The organism is Pseudomonas fluorescens, assembly GCF_040448305.1.
In the GTDB taxonomy this organism is placed as follows: Bacteria; Pseudomonadota; Gammaproteobacteria; order Pseudomonadales; family Pseudomonadaceae; genus Aquipseudomonas; species Aquipseudomonas fluorescens_BH.
The window spans coordinates 2,269,319-2,289,045 of record NZ_CP148752.1 but is presented as its reverse complement, the minus strand read 5'-3'; the positions used below and the strand labels follow the sequence as shown (position 1 = coordinate 2,289,045).

Below are 19,727 nucleotides of genomic sequence, written 5' to 3'. Positions count from 1 at the left end.
GACCCAGCGCGATGAAAAGTCATCACTGGCGTCGCGCAAACGTTTGCGTAAACCAAACTATGCGAACCCTGCCGGTATTTGTCAACGACCGGAAAAGTGCTTTCACGGATGTTTAGCGAAAAACGGCATTCAGTTCATGCCGTGGTGTTGACCACCGATCCCGTGCCAGAACCCTTGGCCAGTTCTTTGATCAGGCTCGCGCTCACTTGCAGGATGGCGCCGTTGGTGTCGGCAACCTGCCCCTCAATGGCCGCTACTGCGGTGGTCTTGGCTTGCGGAGTCGGATAGGACGCCGCCTGGGCTTGCGCCAATTGCTGCTGTTGCTCGCGCAATTGCTGCTGCAGCTCCTTCAGACGCTTGAGCAAGACCTTCACCGTGACGCTGGTGTTATCGCCGGTTTGCGATTCGGCCTGTGCCCCGGCACTTTCTCCCAGACCTACCGGGCCTGTCTTGACCTGAGTGCCGTCGCTTTTCTTTGTACCCAGCGCCTGAGCAGCCGCATCAGCTGTCGCATCGCCTAAAGCACGAATGGTCGTCGCAGACTTTCCCCCGATGGTGATGCCCGCGGCATTTGGGAAGCCAATAGATAACGACATGTGAACTCCTGCAGAAAAAGATCCCTTGAAGGAGCATCGACCGACGTACGCGTTTCTTTAGTCGTTAACGACGATTTGACGCGTTGAAATCTTAAACATGGCTGCCATCCGTTTCGGAGAGCCGAACGCGAAAGTTAAACATGTTCGGTAATCCGGACGCCAAGCCCCGAAACCGCCTCCGGACACAAACAGCAATACCGTTACAAATCATTAAGTTAAGCGTGTTTTTTCGATTCAGGGTATTACTGGTACAGATCCTGCTCTTCCTCTCGCACCCCCGGCGTTCAGATTCGCTTGGGTCGTATCTAGATGAACTTGCATCTGCACCGTCTCACAACTAGAAGAGAAAAATAATGACATCTGCACTCAAGACCTTTGTTCCGGGCGCCTTGGCCCTCCTGCTGCTTCTGCCCACTGCCCTTCAGGCCAAAGAAGCCGAACCCCAACAGAAACTGGCCAACGTAGTAATCCTGGCCACGGGTGGCACCATTGCCGGCGCGGGCGCCAGCGCCGCCAACAGCGCAACCTATCAAGCGGCGAAAGTCGGCATTGAACAGTTGATTGCTGGCGTTCCTGAACTGAGCCAACTGGCTAATGTTCGCGGCGAACAGGTCATGCAGATCGCCTCCGAAAGCATCACCAACGAGAACTTGCTGCAACTGGGTCGCCGTGTCGCCGAGCTGGCCGACAGCAAAGACGTCGATGGCATCGTGATCACCCACGGCACCGACACCCTGGAAGAAACCGCATACTTCCTGAACCTGGTGGAAAAAACCGAGAAGCCGATCATCGTCGTGGGCTCCATGCGCCCGGGCACCGCGATGTCCGCCGATGGCATGCTGAACCTGTACAACGCGGTGGCCGTGGCCAGCAGCAAAGACGCGCGGGGCAAAGGTGTGCTGGTGACCATGAACGATGAAATCCAGTCGGGTCGCGACGTCAGCAAAATGATCAACATCAAGACCGAAGCGTTTAAAAGCGCCTGGGGTCCGCTGGGCATGGTAGTAGAAGGCAAATCCTACTGGTTCCGCTTGCCAGCCAAGCGTCACACCATGGATTCCGAGTTCGACATCAAGACCATCAAGAGCCTGCCTGACGTCGAGATCGCCTATTCCTACGGCAACGTCAGCGATACCGCCTACAAGGCCCTGGCTCAATCGGGCGCCAAAGCCATCATTCACGCCGGCACCGGCAATGGCTCGGTCTCCTCGCGGGTAGTCCCGTCCCTGCAAGCCCTGCGCAAGGACGGCGTGCAGATCATTCGCTCCTCCCATGTCAACGCTGGCGGTTTTGTATTGCGCAACGCCGAACAGCCTGACGATAAATACGACTGGGTCGTGGCCCACGATCTGAACCCGCAGAAGGCGCGGATCCTGGCAATGGTCGCGCTGACCAAGACCAACGACAGCAAAGAACTGCAACGGATGTTCTGGGAATACTGATTCGCCCTCGCCCGACCGGTTCCGGTCGGGCACCCCGTGCGCCATTCGCCAGCCTTGGCGATTGGCTGCCGCTGGATCTGACAAAAAAACTCCCTTCGTCTTACGCCAAACGGAACAAACCGCTGTCAGAGGGTTTTCTTGTTTTTTAAGCAGTTGCGAAATGGCCTACAGTTAAATACTGTATGCACGTACAGCTTAATAAGGATAATTCCGTGGACACCACCTCCTCTTCTCCTGACACCTATGTACGCATGGGCCTGCGCGTTCAGAAAATCATCAACTCTCCCACCGCACAAAAGGCCAGGGCAGCACTGATCTTCCGCCTTCCTGACGAACCGGTGGATGAATGGGAACGCTTGCTGGAAGAAATCGACGAGAACGACAACGTCACCCTCGCCTATCGCGACGATGGCGGCGTGCAGATTTTCTGGGTCTTGCCGAAGGAAGATTGAGTCGATGAGTGTCCGCTGGTTTGCTTTGCTGTTCCTGTTTTTTGTCGTGGGCGCGCAAGCCGACGCTCCGCGCACCTTCACTGAAGCGAAAAAGGTGGCGTGGAAGCTCTACGCTCCCCAGTCCACCGAGTTTTACTGTGGCTGCAAGTACACCGGCAACCGGGTGAACCTTGCCGCCTGCGGTTATGTGCCACGTAAAAATGCCAAACGCGCAGCCCGCATCGAGTGGGAACATATTGTTCCGGCCTGGCAAATTGGTCATCAACGCCAGTGCTGGCAAGAGGGCGGCCGCAAGAACTGCACCCGCTACGACCCGGTTTACCAGAAGGCCGAAGCTGATTTGCACAACCTGGTGCCCAGCATTGGCGAGGTCAATGGCGATCGCAGCAACTTCAGCTTCGGCTGGCTGCCCGAGCAGTCGGGGCAATATGGTTCCTGCCTGACCCAGGTCGACTTCAAGGCAAAGAAAGTCATGCCCCGCCCTTCCATTCGCGGCATGATCGCCAGGACCTACTTCTACATGAGCAAGCAATACGGCTTGCGCCTGTCGAAAAAGGATCGGCAACTGTATGAAGCCTGGGACAAGACCTATCCGGTACAGGCCTGGGAGCGCCAACGGAACCAGAGCGTGGGGTGCGTCATGGGACGCGGCAACGAGTTCGTCGGCCCGGTAGACATGAAGGCCTGCGGTTGAATCCAGATCAATGAAACAAAAAAGGCCTCGGAGCCAAACACCCCGAGGCCTTTTTTGTTTCTTCAACGCCTGCGCTACAGAACGTTATTGAGCGACCGGACGCTCAAGCACCAGCAATTCGATGTTCTGCTTCTTCGCGCGAGTGAGCGCCGCGCGGACTTCATCCTGCTTGGCTTCGGCTTCGGCTTTCGAATTGAACGGCCCCATCAGGACTCGGGTATTTCCATTCTCCTTGACGACGCTGGACATGAAGCTGTGCTCGATCAGCCAGCCACTCAGATCGCTGACCGCTTGAGGGGTTTCACCTCGCACTTCAAGATCCCATTGCGGGCCGGACACTGGCGCGGGTACGGCAGCCATGGCCGGCTTAGGCTTCGGCGCATCCACACTGCTGCCCTCACCACATCCCGCCAGTGCCAATATCGCGATTACCAAAACCATTTTGCGCACGACGCTTCCCTCCAAATGCATAAAGCGGAGATTTTAACATCCATGAATACTTCGCGAGTGCCGTAAAATGGGCTCAAAACAACGAGATTGATGGTTGCGGCCTCTGTATAGTTACGCCTTGGGAATTAATGCCGCGTCTGCGCGTCAGAAAGAGGCACCCAAACCGTGAGACTTCGCACTAATCTATACATACCACCGACCTCTGCACTGTCCGAATCAGGTGCCCCACAAAGCAATCAAGGAGAAGACCATGCTGATACTCACCCGCAAAGTCGGTGAAAGCATAAACATTGGTGATGACATTACGATCACCATCCTGGGCGTAAGCGGCCAGCAAGTCAGGATCGGCATCAACGCCCCGAAGGACGTTGCAGTGCATCGTGAAGAAATTTATCAGCGCATTCAGGCCGGCCTCACCGCCCCGGAAAAGCCGCAACCCTGAATTCTGCTGCAGTCAGTAGCCAGCCCGTTCAGCCCGGAACCACGGCTGGCTAAAGATTCATCACCCCCATCGCCCTCCGCCTGCGCTCCCACTCAAACCTCAGGGGCCGATACTAGCGGCAAGCTCCACTCTTTTGCTGTCAGACGTTTCTGGTTTACCCCAGGGAAGGACGCGTTCGCTGCGTGGTTAACCAAGCATCACGCCACGTGCCATGCCAGTCGCCGCCACCACCATCAGCAGCACCAGCAACGCCTCGATATGACTGATCCGTGCAAACAGCTTCGCCCGGCCGGTATCGATCGCCACTTTACGGCTCAGCGCTATCCGCCATTTGATCAGCGTCACCATGGGTGCAATTTCCAGCAGCAAGATCAGGACAAACAGCGTCATCTTCAGATGAAACAGCGGCTGATGCAGGTAATAGTCCGTGCCTTTCTCGTACCCGCCAAAGGCTCGCATCCCCCCACTGATCAGTAAAACGACAGCTGAAATACCCCAGATATTGTCCGCCATCAGAACACTGCGCACTTCTGCCGCCCCGTCGGCCAAACGCCGAAAAGCCGTGCCTCGAACCAACACCGCCCAAAATCCCAGGGCCAATGCCAGAAGATGAACCGCCGCCAGAAACCAGTGAGTCAGCATCGAGAAACTCCTGCCAGGTCGAAGTTGTATGAGCCTGTCAGTAGTAGCCCATGAAATGGCTGCTTGCACGGCACCTGTGGACAATGTCCGGAACAAAAAATGACAGACCAACTAGACTCCACTGCGCTGGCATTGAGCGTCCGTGGCAGTACCGGCCCCGACAGCAACTCACTCTCACCGCATTGGACTGAGTAAACAAAATCATGTGTGAATCATGTGATTCAAGCTCTGCTTCAAACACAACAGGCCGTCGTCGTTTTCTACAATTTGCCGGATTGAGCGCAGGCGCCCTGCTGCTGACCGGCACACTGCCCGGCAAGATCCTCCAGGCAGCCGAAAAAACGTCAGCCCCACCCAAACCTCAAAACGTAATCAGTCCCGATATGGCGTTGAAAAGACTGATGGAGGGCAATGAACGATATGTAAGCGGTACTTCCAAGACGCATGACTTCAAGGCGGAGCGAGAGGCCCTGGTGTCCGGTCAGAATCCGTTCGTGGCCGTGCTGAGCTGCTCTGACTCGCGCATCGCTCCGGAATATGCGTTTGACACCGCACGAGGCGATCTTTTCTCCATCCGCGTCGCCGGCAACTTCGTTACCCCGGAAGGCTTGGCCAGTCTTGAATACGGGGTTGCCGTGCTTGGCGCCCCGCTGATTCTCGTACTTGGACATGAGAGCTGCGGCGCCATCGAGGCCGGTATCAAGGCCGTCAAGGATCAGACGATTTTCCCCGGCCATATCCCGAAACTGACTGACGCACTCAAGTCAGCCGTCGAGGCAGTACTCAAGCAGCCCGGGAACCTGATGGAAAACGCCACCGCGCAAAACGTCAAAAATTCGGTCAACAGCCTGAAACAGGCCTCGCCACTGCTGACTGATGCGCAGAGCAAAGGCGCGCTGAAGATCGTGGGCGGTATCTATCGTCTGGCAAGTGGCAAGGTAGAGCTGATCGTTTGACCCACAACGCGCACATCACCAGCATCGGTGCATATCCGCACATGCGAAGAGCCCAGCGCGACGGCTGGGCTCTGGTTATTTTCGATTTTCCATCATTTTGTCGGCGAGTGTTTTGGCCCTCTCGATCAACAGGTTCTGCCTGTCTTCGTGAGTAGCCCCGCCAACAACCGGGGCAGTCAAATTGCTTTCGGCAATCAATGCAGCGCAGAAGTATTGATCCCAGACAGCCTTGTCCACAGATGCCGGTTTGATGATTTGATCGACGTTCATAGGCGGCTCCTTTCAATGAGGCAGCACTACTAGTTTACGCCCGAATGACCAAGAATCCTGGCCATCACTCTCAGTGGTCCGCCATTCGTCGCCTGCCAAAACACAACGAGGAATTCGCCCGCATCCGTGGCTTGTGGCTTGCACAGATCGCGTGTTGCAGCGCCGGAGCTTCGAGATACCGTCCTACTTTACTTGTCCGGGCATCTCATCTTTCAAACACAGCGAAGTGACTGCCAACTGGATGCCAGGCTCAGCAAATAACACGCAATGACTTGTGGATTGAAAATCCATGAACTAGACATAACCCCACAGTCAGCTTCCCCCAAAGATCGGTAATGATTCTTGGTACCTACTCACTTATCCGGCTTGACGAATGGAGATGCATGTTCATGAAAAACCCACTACCGAAAGCCCTTGGCGGTACGGTGATATTGCTGGCGTCATTCATATCCACTTTCACCCACGCAGCTGATATCACTCCCGCTGAAATGAAGGCTATCGCCACGGAAGGCTACATCTACGGCCTGCCCATCGTGATGAACTACGCGATCATGTACGACTATGCCGTAGACAAACACTCCGGACAGTTCAAGGCGCCGTTCAACCAGATTCATAACCTGCACCATGTCGCGACCTACATGGACACAGCTGTAATATCGCCAAACAGCGACACGCCCTATTCGATGTTATTCATGGACCTGCGCAGCGAGCCAATGGTGTTATCGGTTCCGGCGGTAGAGAAACCGCGGTATTACTCGGTTCAGCTCATCGACGGCAACACCTACAACTACGGTTATATCGGCAGCCGCGCCACCGGCAACGAAGCTGGCGACTACATGGTAGTCGGACCCGACTGGAAGGGTGCGACCCCGCCGGGCATCAAGAAGGTTTTTCGTTCCGGCACGCAATTCCCCTTTGCGCTCTTTCGCACCCAGCTCTTCAACCCGGCTGACCTGCCGAACGTAATAAAGGTCCAGTCAGGCTACAAGGCACAGCCGCTGTCAGCCTTTCTCAAGCAACCTGCGCCGCCTGCCGCGCCGGCGATCGACTTCCCGAAGATCAACACGGACCTCGCGAAGACCGGCTTCTTCAAGTATCTCGACTTTGCCTTGCAGTACGCCCCGGCCTCACCGGATGAAGTGGCGATCCGGGAGAAACTTGCCCGGATCGGCATTGGCGCTGGCAAGGACTTCAACTTCCAGGACCTGTCCGCCGAGCAAAAGGCCGCAGTGGTTCAGGGCATGCAGGCCGGGCACGCACAGGTCGAGGAAGGGATCAAGAATCTCGGCACGAAGATCAATGGCTGGAACATTGTCGGTGCCGGCGGCGACAGCGCCTTCTACAACGGCGACTGGCTCAAGCGTGCCGCCGTCGCGCAAGCGGGCATCTATGCCAACGATGCCGAGGAAGCCACGTATCCGCTGTCCAAAACCCTGCCCGATGGCGAGCCGCTTGACGGCAGCAAGCACAACTACGCCATCACCCTGCCCGCCGGACAATTCCCGCCAGTCAACGCCTTCTGGTCAGTGACCATGTACGACGGTAAATCGCAACTGCTGATCAAAAATCCGATCAATCGCTACCTCATCAACTCGCCGATGCTGCCCGAGATGAAGAAGAATGCGGACGGCTCGTTGACGCTGTACATCCAGAAGGATTCACCGGGCACGGATAAGGAAAGCAACTGGCTGCCCGCACCGAATGATCTGATCTACCTCGTCATGCGGCTGTATTGGCCGAAGACGCAAGCGCCTTCCATCCTGCCTCCCGGCAAAGGGACGTGGAGTCCGCCCGAGATCGTCAAAGTCAATTGAGCAAGTTGTTGTACCGCCACCCACTCAGGGGCCAACAAAAGGATACGGGGAGTCGGATGCGAAATAAGCGCATTCGATCCGGTCTTAACACAGGGTCATACGTCAATTATGACCCTGTAGCCCTGTTTGCAGAATTGACTACCAGCGCACGCCTTTAAAGGGATTCCATCCCTGCTCACATTTCAACAAAAAAGGGCCCACCTTTCGGTGACCCCTTCCAGACCGCCCGGTAGAGCGGATTTTTTTGTTAGGCACGATGGCCATTTGGTTGATAGCTGAAAGCTACTTCACCACATACCTCGCACCCTGTGGATCGTTAAGTTTTGCCTGCAATATCCCCCACTCGCGCTGAATGATCGAATAAGGAATGAAAATGCTGATCCTCTCAGCCCCCTTTACGCCGGAGTTATTGCTCACATCGTTCAGAGTGGTTGAATAGAAACCGATATTGATGCCGACAACACAGCCGTCACTGGTGAGGACCGGCCCACCCGACATGCCCTTGACCAGCGGGGCATCATGGATGGCATAGAGATCACCGCTGTGTTCATCGGCATTGACGAACGGCGTTTGATACACCTTGCCTTTCCCGGTAGCGGTCATTAGGTAAGGACTCGCCCCAACGGCTGTGATGCTCTCGCCCACACGCGGTGCGCGCCATGATGGGTAGCGGCCGCTGGCCTTGTGCTGGATGAAGACGAGATCGCAGCCTGTGCTGCAGCTGTACTTCACGTTGGGGATGAACGGAGTGTGGCGGGTGGTTACCGCATAGTCATCGTTCCATTGCACGGCCGAGGCCATGTATAGATACGGTGCGGGAAACCCCGAATAGACTGAAAAGTATGAATCATTGGCAGGACCCGAAAAGTCGGGTTTTACGATGCCGTTGCATCCTGCAGTTACAGCTCCAATTAAAAAGTAGGTCATGATCTTGATCATGATATATCACCGACTTAATTGGGAGAATGTGACTGTTTTTTGTTGTCAGTATTTTGGCTTTTGTCGGGTTGCAGTACTCCTCGCCGCTTGTTCTAGTTGGACGTTTTCTTACTTATGGCTGAGTTTGTAATGACGCGTATGAATAAATCGTGCTAAGGCCAATCGCTTTTCGATCAACTCCAAAGTTCAAATATTTGGCGCCTGAAAAATGTTAAAAACGAGGAAAAAAAACAAGAGTTTCTATAGACTCCTTCATTAGTGGTGCCTGCCTGAATCAATCGCTATGCCTGCCACCCACAAGAGCGACAAGAAGCCTGATGGTAGTCCGATCGTCCTGCACCGCAGTAGCGCCGCAACTGGCTTTATATTTAGCCAAGTTGGACACGACTCATCCAACTTAGAAAGCTTGAAAAAACCTTGTCTTGGGGTCGACATAACTTGAGGTTAATATAACTGATAGTAAATCAACTCAGCTGACTGAAATTATTCCACATGTAAAAGGCCTGATTGATCCCGACCAGGAAACTTCTCTTATTCCTTTCGTACCTCGTGGCACAAGCAGTTGCTGCTCTCGGCCCATCTGGCGGAACCGTGCTACTTTGGGCTTGAACGTGCGTAGCAAGCACCCTGGTGATTCCAAGGGGAGTAATTATCCAAGACGAGTCCCCCCCTGGTATCTATCCTCCTATGGCAAGCGGGATCAAACGTAGACTTTGTGACATCTGAAAACTTCTCGACCTTTACCCGCACCGGCCTGCCAGTTGCAATAGATCACGCCGTAATCGGATGGGGCACTCGTGGTGACCGTTAAACCGACTGCGCAACTAACACATCTAACAATGCTTCGGTTGCACGCGACAATAACGGAGACGGCTGGATAAACCGTGGGCCGCATAATGTCCACTGGCATGCGAAATGAAGGCCGGAACTATTTCAGTGAAGTTCTCGAAGGAACATACAAAAGAGCGCCCACTTATTGCACTATTCTACATTGCTTTCAGGGAGACATGAGTTGGACAAGTGCAAGCGGTCAGATTACTGCGGATGGCGGCTCGCTAGAAACTAATGCGGGATCGTGTTTGATCTAAAGTCTTAACCAGTTTTTCGCTGACCAGGGAGCCGACATGGTTACATGTTACGGGCTCTCGCAACATGATTGGAGTGTGGCGAGGCCTCACTCGCGCGGCAGGGCCTACAGCCGAACCAGATGCCTGGGTCACCAGGATCACCGGGGACTTTAACAGCGTCGGTGTTATGCAGAAGCAGAACTAACTGGCTTGTCGCCTGCATCTTGCCTGAATGGGTGCCCACCCTGACCAGTTGCTGGCCATTCAGTAATCCATCTGAAACACACCAGGCCGGGCGAGCGGTCATGACTTTACCCAGCGCAGCGCCAAGTGTCCCGAACACAATCCTGAACAAAATTAACATTGAGCCTGCAGTTGATTGGCGGACGAAGACTGCGTGTGAATACTTATCGACACACCAATCGGCGAAACCCGGCAGGACGGGGCTCGCTTCCTTGCCGGGCGGCATGCGCCGGTGTCGTTCACGTGCCAAAACGACATGGGCATTGTCGCTGCTGCCTGCCAGTCGTTCGTCTTCGACAACAGTGCGTTTTCGATCTGGAAAAAAGACGGCAGCCTGGACGTTGATGGGTACATCCGCTGGATCGAGCAATGGCACCTGGCGTTTTGAGTGGGGCTTTTGCAAAAGTTTTGCAAATCGCAGAATCGAGTAGGAGGCGGCTTCACAGCCGCCGTCCTCTCACACCACCGTACGTACGGGTCCGTATACGGCGGTTCAGGTTATGCGGTTAAGCCGTTTTATCGTATCCAGTATTGGGACCAGCCCCAGGCTGTCCCACAGCTTCTTCGGCAGCGCGTGATTCATATGTGACGCTCCCGAATTCCACCATGGCCCGCGCCCGTTGAACGCTGATTTGCAGGCGCGTGTTTCGCTGATCCCCAGACGTATCAGGTTGCGCGCCCTCGTTGGGCGCTGCTTCCATTGACGCCAAATGACACAGCGAAGTTTACGGCGCATCCAGCCATCCAACTCCTCAAGGGGGCGGTTGCTCTGGCTGAGCTTGAAGTAACCCGCCCAACCACGTAACACCGGGTTAATCCGTTCAATGACGCTTGCCATCTTGTGGCCCCGCGCTCCGCGCAGCAGTTCTCTGAGCCGATCGCGCAAGCGATTCAGGCTCATCGTAGCTACTTTCAGCCTCGGCTGTTTATGCAGGCTCATCCCGTAACCCAAGTAATCACACGCCCACGGCCGTGCTACTCGGCTCTTTTCTTGATTCAACGTCAGTTTCAGGCGTTGATTCAGGAAGCGCTCAACCCTGACCAGCACTCGCTCGCCAGCACGACGACTGCGCACATAAATGTTGGCGTCGTCGGCATAGCGTACAAAACGATGGCCCCGCCGTTCCAGTTCGCGGTCGAGTTCATTGAGCAGGATGTTCGACAACAACGGTGAGAGCGGGCCGCCTTGCGGCGTCCCTTCCTGCCGTCGGCTGGCGATCCCGCCCGACATCATTCCCGCTTCGAGATAACGACGGATCAGCATAAGCACACGTTTATCTTCGATTTGACGCTCGATGTAGACCATCAATACATCGTGGTTGACCCGATCAAAGAACTTCTCCAGATCGAGTTCCACGCACCAGCGGTGGCCCGCCGCCACATGGGCGCGGGCGGTTTCGATGGCTTGATGAGTGCTTCTGCCCGGACGAAAGCCGTAGCTGTAGTCCGAAAACAGCGGATCGAAGATTGGCGTGAGCTGTTGCAGCAGCGCCTGCTGGATCAGGCGATCCACGACGCTGGGGATACCCAGCTGTCTTGTGCCGCCTTTGGGTTTGGGGATATCGACGGCGCGTACACCTTGCGGGTGGTATTCGCCGGCCAGCAGCCGAGTCTTGAGGATCGGCCAATACTGTTTCACGTAGCCCGCCAGCTGGTCGACCGTCATGCCATCGGCACCCGGTGCGCCCTTGTTGCTGACCACGCGTTGATACGCACGCTTGAGGTTGGCGGGTGCAAGCACCCGCACCATCAGCGTGTCCGGCTCCGCGTTCGTCCACGCCACAGACGCCGTCGATGTTTGCGCCCTGTCAGCCTTCATCCTCGGATACCGTCCAGGACCTGGGGTAACAGTTTTCTCTTGGAGAATATTCTGCGTTTCAACATTCGACGAGACTCTGACGCCTACTGGCGGCATAACCTGTTCGGCCCTTGGTGACGCGGTAATCCGCCACTTACTACGGCCTCAGCTGACTTCTGTGGGCTCATCCCGTCGCCTCTCGACGCTCGGTAGCACAGTGGCAAACCCACAGATCTCCCAGGGTAATTCGCGCGACCTTCCTGCTTATGCCTGTCGGATCTACGTCACAGCGTTCCGTGCAAGTATTGGGCTTTGAAGATATTGGCCTTCTTACCCCGCTGCGCCGCCTCTATCCGCTTCCTGTTCGTCAGGCCAGCATTTTGCCTCGGGCTTCCTTCAGATTCGCAGTCGCCCGCGACACCCTTGCCTCTGGCTAACACTTCCCCTTGCCGGGTGTGTAGAGGACTTTCACCTCCAAGTCACCAGCGTGGCCACCACAGCCAAGCTGGTTGCGCTTCGCGCAACGCGCCATGCCTGGCGCACCAACAAAAAAGGGCCCACCTTTCGGTGAGCCCTTCTAGACCGCCCAGCAGAGCGGATTTTGTTTGGTAGGCGCGATTGGACTCGAACCAACGACCCCCACCATGTCAAGGTGGTGCTCTAACCAACTGAGCTACGTGCCTGCTGTGAGGCGGCATTCTACGGAATTCCGGAGGGGTGTCAACACCTTTTTTCGAGCTAACCCTATGAATATGCAAAATATTTAATTTTGCGCGTGCAAAGAAGATTTTCCGGGTGGCTGGCGGGCGATTTTCAACTCGGGTAGGATCGATGCACTCGTAAAATATATTAAACAGAGGCTGCCGGATGGCTAACACTCCCTACCCCGAGTCCTACTACGCCGCATCGGCCAATGCGGTTCCACCGCGCCCGGCGTTGCAGGATGACGTGGAGACCGATGTCTGTGTAATTGGCGCCGGTTATACGGGGCTGTCCTCTGCCCTGTTTCTGCTGGAGAACGGCTTCAAGGTCACGGTGCTCGAAGCCGCCAGGGTGGGTTTCGGGGCGTCCGGGCGTAATGGCGGCCAGATCGTTAACAGCTATAGCCGCGATATCGATGTCATCGAGCGCACGGTCGGTCCCAAGCAGGCCCAGTTGCTGGGGCAGATGGCGTTCGAGGGTGGGCGAATCATTCGTGAGCGAGTCGCCAGGTACAACATTCAGTGTGACTTGAAGGACGGTGGCGTGTTCGCCGCGATGACCGCCAAGCAGATGGGGCATCTCGAATCCCAGAAGCGCCTGTGGGAGCGTTTCGGACATACCCAGCTTGAGCTGATGGATCAACGCCGCATTCGCGAAGTAGTGGCTTGTGATCAGTACGTCGGCGGGATGCTCGACATGAGTGGCGGCCACATCCATCCGCTTAACCTGGCGCTGGGTGAAGCGGCGGCGGTCGAGTCCCTGGGTGGCACGATTTACGAGCAGTCGCCCGCTGTGCGCATCGTGCGCGGCGCGAATCCGGTGGTGCACACGCCGCAGGGCAAGGTCCGGGCCAAATTCATCATCGTCGCCGGCAACGCTTATCTGGGCAACCTGGTGCCGGAACTGGCCGCCAAGTCGATGCCTTGCGGTACACAGGTGATTACCACCGAGCCATTGGGCGAAGAACTGGCGAAGACCCTGCTGCCCCAGGATTACTGTGTCGAAGACTGCAATTACTTGCTCGACTACTACCGCCTCAGCGGCGACAAGCGCCTGATTTTCGGTGGTGGCGTGGTGTATGGCGCGCGGGATCCGGCGAATATCGAAGCGATCATCCGGCCGAAGATGCTCAAGGCATTCCCGCAACTCAAGGACGTGAAGATCGATTACGCGTGGACGGGCAACTTCCTGCTGACGTTGTCGCGTCTGCCCCAGGTCGGACGGCTGGGCGACAACATCTACTATTCCCAGGGTTGTAGCGGCCATGGGGTGACCTACACGCATTTGGCGGGCAAGGTGCTGGCCGAAGCATTACGCGGCCAGGCAGAACGTTTTGATGCGTTTGCCGAGCTGCCTCACTACCCGTTCCCGGGCGGACAAATGCTGCGTACCCCGTTCGCGGCGCTGGGCGCCTGGTACTACGGATTGCGCGACAGGTTCGGGTACTAAGCGGCACGCAATACATTGTAGGAGCGAGCCGGCTCCGGGCGGCGATCCGACGATATCGGTCTAGCAGCCAACGAATATGTTGGATGCTACGACCTCATCGCGAGCAGGCTCGCTCCCACAGGGGTTTTGGGTTAGAGACGATCTCGTGGGATACCGCTTCGAATCCGCAAGATATCGGCCAGCACCGCCAAAGCAATCTCTGCCGGCGTCTTGCTGCCCAGGTTCAGCCCAATGGGCGCATGAATCCGCCCCAACTCGACATCCCCCAGTCCACCAATACGCCGCAAGCGCTCGAAGCGCTTTTGCGAGGTCTGCATGGAGCCCATCACACCGATGTAAAACGCTTCGGTGCGCACTGCCTCCATCATCGCCAGGTCATCGATGCGTGGATCGTGGGTCAACGCCACCACCGCCGTGTCGCTGTGACAGCCGCCATCGGCGATGAACACCGACGGCAGTTGGCGCCGAATCTCCACGTTTTCCAGCACGACGCCTTCCAGCACTTCGTCCCGCGGGTCACACAGAATCACCTCGAACCCAAGCCCCACGGCAAACTCCGCACAGGCCTGGGCGACACTGGAATACCCCGCCAGCAGCAAGCGCTGGGCCGCGCCGACGCGCACGCGCACCCGGTCGATTTCACGTTCGATTCGCACACCCTGTTCACGATCATCGAACAGGCTGCGCGCACCGCTGAGCAAATCAACCTCGCGGATCAACCGACGCCGGCCCAGCAACGCCGACTCAAGCTCCCGCAGATGCGCTTGCACCTCGCAATCGGCGTCAAGCTTCTCGACCAGCACATCCAGCACCCCGCCACAGGGCAGGCTGACGCGCGAGCGTGGATCGTCGCCTTCGCCGTAACGAACAACGCTGACCGGCTCCAGAAACGCGCCCTCGGCGACTCGCTCGAGAAAGTCTTCCTCGACACAGCCACCGGACAACGAGCCAATCCAGTGCCCCTGCGTGTTCACCGCCAGCAGCGAACCCGGTGCGCGCGGTGCCGAACCATAAGTGGCCAGCACCGTACACAACCAGATGCGCTGACCGGCCGCCGACCACTCCAGCGCCCGGCGTATCACTTGCAGATCCAGATGCTGCATATCAGTGGGCCTTGTGCTCGAGCGGCGGCGCATCGGCCCGCAACTTCTGCACGTCGTTTACAGCCAGATCATTCGGCTGACCGCCCCAACCCTGACGCAGGTAGTTCAGTAGATCCGTAAGTTGCGCGTCGCTCAACTTGTCGACAAATCCCGGCATCGGTTGCATGTGTTCGAACCCGGAGAACTTCTGCTCACCGATACCGTCGTCGATCACCCGTACCAGGTTGCGCGGATCTTCCAGGCGCAGTGTGGTGTTGCCACGCATGGCTACCGCGATGTGCGGCTTGCCCTCGCCACCTGGCGCGTGGCAACCGGCGCAGACATTCAAATATTCCTGACGGCCGCGCTGGGCGCTTGGGCTCAGCTTGTCGAAAGGCACTTCAGTGAGGACTTTCGCCGCTGGCGGCTGATCGCCGAGCAGGAACGTCGCCATGGCGGCCAAATCCGGATCAGTGAGGCCCTGAGTGCTGTTGTGGAACACCGGGAACATCTCGTTGAACATCGTGCCCTGGGCGCTCATGCCGTGCTTGAGGAACGAGCTCAGGTCCTGATGATTCCAGCCTCGGGCCGCCAGGTCAGTGGCCAGCAGGCTCGGTGCCAGATAACCATTGAGAATGCCACCGGTCATGCGCTTGTCCATCTGCATCGCACCGGGCAGACCGCGAGGCGTGTGGCACTCGCCACAGTGACCCAGCACGTCGACCATGTACTGGCCGCGTTTCCAGGCTTCGCTCTTGCCTTCGGCAGGCTCCAGCTTCACGTCCTTGCCGTACATCATGTTCCAACCCATCAGGCCCAGGCGCACGTTGAACGGGAAGCTCAGGCTGGTGACCGGCGCGGCGCGCTCGATCGGCTCGACGGTTTTCAGGTAGGCATGAATCGCGTCGGAATCTGCACGCGGGATCAGGTGATACGAGGTGTACGGCATTGCCGGATACAGGTTCGCGCCATCGCGGCGCTTGCCTTCGGTCAGCGCGGCGAAGAACTCGTCATCGTTGTACAGGCCGATGCCGTGCTCTTTGCTCGGGGTGATGTTGGTGCCGTAGATCGTGCCGAACGGCGACACGATCGGCAGGCCGCCCGCATAGGGCGCGCCACCCGGTGCGGTGTGGCACGCCATGCAGTCGGCGGCGCGGGCGAGGTACTCGCCTTGCTTGACCTGCGCATCATCCGCGTGAGCCGCTACCACAGGCGCAGCCAGACCAACCGCCAACGCCAGGCGGCTAAGTAGAAGCTTCATGCTTAACCCTCCTTGACCAGGCCGAGATCGGTCAGCACGTTGCGGGTGGCGCTGTAGTAGCGCACGTACCCGGTGCAACGGCAGATGTGATGACCGAGGCTGTCCTCGATGACTTTTTCCAGCTGGCTCTTGACGATTGGCTGGCGCTGCAGCTTCTCCACCAACACCGTCGCGGCGTTGACGAAACCCGGTGCACAGTAGCTGCACTGGAAGGCGAACTCATCGACGAAGCGCTGCTGGATCGGGTTCAGCTCGGTGACCTTGCCCTGCTCGTCGCGGGTCGCATGGCCTTCGATGGTCCGGACCTTCTTGCCTTCGAAATAGTGTGCGCCAGTGATGCAGGTGCGCACTTCTTCGCTGGTGCCGTCCGGGTTGTCGACGATCACCACACAGGCGTGGCAGATGCCCTGGCCACAGCCCAGGCGCGAACCGGTGAGGTTCTTGTATTCGTGCAGGTAGTCGATCATCGGCAGGTCATCAGGGATGTCCACCGGGCCGACGGATTGACCGTTGAGGGTCAGTTGAAGCGGACGGTTAGCCATTGAGGGCCTCCTTGATGCGTGCAGAAGTGATAGGCAGGTCGCGGACACGTTTACCGATGGCATGGGCCACGGCGTTGCCGATGGCACCGACCACCGGGATCATCACTACCTCGGCGATGCCCTTGGACGGGTCGCTTGGCGACAATGGCGGCAGGATGTCCGCCGTCTGTTTCCACACCGCGACGTGGCGCGCCATCGGCAGGCGGTAACGGTTGAAGTTCCAGTCACCCTCCCCCGGCCCGCCTTCGTACAGCGGCATCTCTTCCATCAGCGCGTGGCCGATGCCCATGGCGATCCCGCCTTCGAGCTGGCCCCTGACCAGTTCTTCCACCAGCACCCGACCGCACTCGACCCACGAGTGATGGTTGAGCACCGACACTTCGTTCGAACCCTTGTTGACCTTCACTTCCACCAGCGTCGCGACCGGGCTGTAGTAAGTCACCGCCGCGTTGTTCAGCTGGGTCGCCGGGTAGGCGATGCCCTGCCGATCCAGCAGATGGAAACCGGCGCTGTTCATCTGCGCCTTCTTCGCCTTCGGTGCACCGTCACCGTACTTCACGGCCAGGCCGTCGAGCGGCAAGCGCTCACGCACGCCGTCGATGCTGAACTCGGCCTCGGCCCAGCTCCAGCGGTTGAAACCGTGCACGGTGGCACCGCTCACCAGGCCACGCTCGTGAACGCGCTTGGCGAGCATGGCGAATGGCAGTGGCTCCATGCCGTTGGCGGTGAGCTTGCCGTCGACCCAATGGGCGTCTTCGCGGCGCACCACGTAAGGGTTGGCCTGGCCGCCGTAAGGGCCTTGGCGCCAGATCTCCATCGCCGCCGGCCACAGGCCGTGGTTGAACAGCACGCGCGCCGCTTCACGGGTGGCGTGGCTGAAGTAGTACGCCGAGTTGGTGGCCGACGAAGCCGAAGCGACCTTGCCGACCCAGCGTGGATTGCGCAGGAAATTGTCCTGCTCGGCCTGGCTCATGATGTACGGGTTGCCGCCACTGACCAGCTGCAACTCTTTCCATTCGGTTTCGCCGGTCTTCACTTCGTGCGCCGCAATACCGAGGAAATCGGCCACGACCATGGCCTGGGAGGTGGACATGCCGGTGCCGATTTCGATACCGATGTGGCGCAGGCTGATGCGACCTTCGGCAGTGAATTCAATGCTGGCCATCGGCGCTTCGGAACCGGTGCCGAAGTCTTTCTGGCAGATGGCGAAACCCACCCCGTACCAGTTGTCCGGATCGGCGGCTTCGCGTTGTTTCTTGATCGCGTCGCGGCTTTTCCAGGTGTCGTGGACGGCCGCCTTGTCGAGAATCTCGTGCAGGCGCAAGGCACCGGCCGGGATCGCGCCCTGGGTGTTTTTCATGCCCGAGCGCAATGCGTTCTTGCGGCGCAGCTCAATGGCATCGACACCCAGGCGATCGGCGATTTCGTCGACCATCATCTCGGTCGCCGCCATGCTCTGCAGGGTGCCATAGCCACGCATCGACCCGGCTTCAACGGCGCGGGAGTGATAGGCCGTGACCTGCAGATCGTTCTGCGGCATGTAGTAGATCGACTGGGCCGCCGTGGCGCCCACCGCCGCCACCGACGGGCTGTAGTTGATTCGCCCGCCACCGTCGACACTCATCTCGGAGCGGAAAATCTTGAAGCTGTGGTCGGTCTTGTCCACCGCCAGTTGGTAGCGGATATCGAACGGGTGACGCTTGATGCCGCTCTGGAACTGCTCGTAGCGGTCGTTGGCCAGGCGCACCGGCACACCGGCGCCGTACAACGCCGCCAGCGCTGCGTAGTAGACGAAAATATTGTGGTCCTTGGAGCCGTAACCGACGGTGTAACCCGGGTGCATGTTCAGGTTGGCCAGGCCGAAACGCGACGGCGCGATCATCTTCGCGGTCTCGGTCGCGGTTTCCAGCGGACACTGGGTGGCGACGACGAAATGCAGGGTCTTGGTGGCCGGGTCGTACCAGCCATTGCCGTTGTCCGGCTCCAGGGCGGCCGGTTCGATCGACGGGGTCTTGTAGCGCTCGTCGAACACCAGCCAGTTGTCCGGCGGCGTATCGATCTGCTGCTTCATGCGCTCGGCGTAGAACAACCCGCGCTCGGTCAGGTTGCCGTGCAGGTTCGGCTGGGAGTTCCACACCGGACGACGGTTTTTCAGCATCGGGAACAGGATCGAATCCTTGAGGCTGGCGAACTCGTCTTCGTCCGCCGAGGTCGCGCCGCCAACGCGCACGTAGCGGAAGCTGCCGTACGGATCGCCTTCGTAGAACGGCGCTTTCTCGCCGTAGCGGATTGCCTTGTCATTGAACTTGAGTTGGTTCTTGGCCTGACGGAAGCGCTCGAAGTCGTTCCAGATCAGGATCGCCACCGGATGCCCGATGAACATCGGCACCTTGCCGGCCGGCAACAGTGGATCCGGGGCGTGCTCCTCAGGGAACACGATACCGTCCTTGACCAGGTCTTCGGCGGTGACGATGCGGTCCGGTTGTAACTCGGCACCGAGCCACGACAGGTCGATGCCAGCAAAGATGTGGTCGGCCTTGATGGTTTTCAGCAGCATGGCGTGGCCTTGCTGCTGCGGCCAGCCCGGCATGTCCTTGGCGCGGATGTCGCGGGCAAAGACCTTGCTGCCGCAGACCTTGGACAAGGCATCGTTACGGGCGCGCGCCTTGCCATTGTTGCCGAGCCACTGCTCGGACGGCACGGTCACGCTGTTCTCCATCAAGGCAGCCAGCGCCTGGCTGCTCAATGGCGTGAGCGTCACGCTCACACCCGCTACCAGCCCGCCCTGAAGGAACGAGCGCCGGGATATATCACGGTTGGACATGGATCATCCTCTGGGCGGTTATGGAGCCCGCCCTTCTGGTTATGTTCTGGAAATCTCGAGTC

18 protein-coding genes and 1 tRNA gene are annotated in these 19,727 nt (G+C 58.1%); 8 read left to right on the top strand and 11 right to left on the bottom strand.

Features of this window, described 5'->3' with window-relative positions; all coding sequences use genetic code 11:
- Positions 1 to 134: 134 nt before the first annotated feature.
- Complete coding sequence (locus WHX55_RS10455; RefSeq protein ID WP_353742535.1) at positions 135 to 596, bottom strand: hypothetical protein; 462 nt, start codon at positions 594 to 596, stop codon at positions 135 to 137.
- Between the two features lie 353 nt (positions 597 to 949).
- Between WHX55_RS10455 and WHX55_RS10450 the strand changes: the two genes are divergently transcribed.
- From WHX55_RS10450 to WHX55_RS10440, 3 genes are all read left to right on the top strand, one after another.
- The gene (locus WHX55_RS10450) at positions 950 to 2,038 is read left to right on the top strand and encodes an asparaginase (protein WP_353742534.1); all 1,089 of its coding nucleotides are present in this window, start codon (positions 950 to 952) and stop codon (positions 2,036 to 2,038) included.
- A gap of 182 nt (positions 2,039 to 2,220) precedes the next feature.
- Positions 2,221 to 2,490: a DUF1654 domain-containing protein gene (locus WHX55_RS10445; RefSeq protein WP_150727134.1), complete on the top strand. Its 270-nt coding sequence runs from the start codon at positions 2,221 to 2,223 to the stop codon at positions 2,488 to 2,490.
- Positions 2,491 to 2,494: 4 nt separating this feature from the next.
- On the top strand, positions 2,495 to 3,184 hold the full coding sequence (locus WHX55_RS10440; RefSeq protein ID WP_150752679.1) for an endonuclease I family protein: 690 nt from the start codon (positions 2,495 to 2,497) through the stop codon (positions 3,182 to 3,184).
- Between the two features lie 84 nt (positions 3,185 to 3,268).
- Here WHX55_RS10440 and WHX55_RS10435 read toward each other — a convergent pair whose 3' ends face one another.
- Complete coding sequence (locus tag WHX55_RS10435; RefSeq protein ID WP_150727132.1) at positions 3,269 to 3,634, bottom strand: SPOR domain-containing protein; 366 nt, start codon at positions 3,632 to 3,634, stop codon at positions 3,269 to 3,271.
- A gap of 250 nt (positions 3,635 to 3,884) precedes the next feature.
- Between WHX55_RS10435 and csrA the strand changes: the two genes are divergently transcribed.
- The gene (csrA, locus tag WHX55_RS10430; RefSeq protein WP_053161267.1) at positions 3,885 to 4,076 is read left to right on the top strand and encodes a carbon storage regulator CsrA; all 192 of its coding nucleotides are present in this window, start codon (positions 3,885 to 3,887) and stop codon (positions 4,074 to 4,076) included.
- Between the two features lie 186 nt (positions 4,077 to 4,262).
- Here the strand turns inward: csrA and WHX55_RS10425 are convergent, their stop codons facing one another.
- Positions 4,263 to 4,718, bottom strand: a complete 456-nt coding sequence (locus WHX55_RS10425; RefSeq protein WP_150752680.1) for a DUF2214 family protein — start codon at positions 4,716 to 4,718, stop codon at positions 4,263 to 4,265.
- Between the two features lie 203 nt (positions 4,719 to 4,921).
- On the opposite strand from WHX55_RS10425, the gene WHX55_RS10420 reads away from it, so the two are divergent.
- Positions 4,922 to 5,674 (top strand): carbonic anhydrase, encoded by a 753-nt coding sequence (locus tag WHX55_RS10420; protein WP_150752681.1) that lies wholly within the window; start codon positions 4,922 to 4,924, stop codon positions 5,672 to 5,674.
- Between the two features lie 75 nt (positions 5,675 to 5,749).
- Here the strand turns inward: WHX55_RS10420 and WHX55_RS10415 are convergent, their stop codons facing one another.
- Entirely contained in the window at positions 5,750 to 5,944 is a 195-nt protein-coding gene (locus tag WHX55_RS10415) for a hypothetical protein (RefSeq protein ID WP_150727129.1), read from the bottom strand.
- 389 nt (positions 5,945 to 6,333) lie between these two features.
- On the opposite strand from WHX55_RS10415, the gene WHX55_RS10410 reads away from it, so the two are divergent.
- Complete coding sequence (locus WHX55_RS10410; RefSeq protein ID WP_150758610.1) at positions 6,334 to 7,758, top strand: DUF1254 domain-containing protein; 1,425 nt, start codon at positions 6,334 to 6,336, stop codon at positions 7,756 to 7,758.
- A 282-nt stretch (positions 7,759 to 8,040) separates the two neighbouring features.
- Here WHX55_RS10410 and WHX55_RS10405 read toward each other — a convergent pair whose 3' ends face one another.
- Positions 8,041 to 8,697, bottom strand: a complete 657-nt coding sequence (locus WHX55_RS10405) for a serine protease (RefSeq protein WP_151213192.1) — start codon at positions 8,695 to 8,697, stop codon at positions 8,041 to 8,043.
- Positions 8,698 to 10,263: 1,566 nt separating this feature from the next.
- Between WHX55_RS10405 and WHX55_RS10400 the strand changes: the two genes are divergently transcribed.
- Positions 10,264 to 10,395, top strand: coding sequence for a hypothetical protein (locus WHX55_RS10400; RefSeq protein ID WP_257605448.1), 132 nt, complete (start codon positions 10,264 to 10,266; stop codon positions 10,393 to 10,395).
- 105 nt (positions 10,396 to 10,500) lie between these two features.
- On the opposite strand, the gene ltrA is transcribed toward WHX55_RS10400, so the two are convergent.
- Positions 10,501 to 11,922, bottom strand: coding sequence for a group II intron reverse transcriptase/maturase (gene ltrA, locus WHX55_RS10395; protein ID WP_353740848.1), 1,422 nt, complete (start codon positions 11,920 to 11,922; stop codon positions 10,501 to 10,503).
- 489 nt (positions 11,923 to 12,411) lie between these two features.
- Positions 12,412 to 12,488 (bottom strand) — tRNA-Val (locus WHX55_RS10390).
- Between the two features lie 184 nt (positions 12,489 to 12,672).
- On the opposite strand from WHX55_RS10390, the gene WHX55_RS10385 reads away from it, so the two are divergent.
- On the top strand, positions 12,673 to 13,956 hold the full coding sequence (locus tag WHX55_RS10385; protein WP_150727127.1) for an FAD-binding oxidoreductase: 1,284 nt from the start codon (positions 12,673 to 12,675) through the stop codon (positions 13,954 to 13,956).
- A gap of 131 nt (positions 13,957 to 14,087) precedes the next feature.
- On the opposite strand, the gene WHX55_RS10380 is transcribed toward WHX55_RS10385, so the two are convergent.
- From WHX55_RS10380 to WHX55_RS10365, 4 genes are read right to left on the bottom strand one after another with little or no spacing between them, the layout of a single operon-like run.
- Positions 14,088 to 15,059: an XdhC family protein gene (locus tag WHX55_RS10380; protein WP_150759172.1), complete on the bottom strand. Its 972-nt coding sequence runs from the start codon at positions 15,057 to 15,059 to the stop codon at positions 14,088 to 14,090.
- A gap of 1 nt (position 15,060) precedes the next feature.
- Complete coding sequence (locus tag WHX55_RS10375; RefSeq protein WP_150759171.1) at positions 15,061 to 16,299, bottom strand: cytochrome c; 1,239 nt, start codon at positions 16,297 to 16,299, stop codon at positions 15,061 to 15,063.
- A gap of 2 nt (positions 16,300 to 16,301) precedes the next feature.
- Positions 16,302 to 16,841 carry a (2Fe-2S)-binding protein gene (locus WHX55_RS10370; protein WP_007982256.1) on the bottom strand — a complete coding sequence of 180 codons (540 nt, stop codon included), beginning with the start codon at positions 16,839 to 16,841 and terminating at the stop codon, positions 16,302 to 16,304.
- A complete protein-coding gene (locus WHX55_RS10365) occupies positions 16,834 to 19,665 on the bottom strand; it encodes a xanthine dehydrogenase family protein molybdopterin-binding subunit (RefSeq protein WP_151213194.1) in 2,832 nt (943 codons plus the stop codon). Before WHX55_RS10365 ends, WHX55_RS10370 begins: the two co-directional genes overlap by 8 nt.
- Between the last annotated feature and the right edge of the window lie 62 nt (positions 19,666 to 19,727).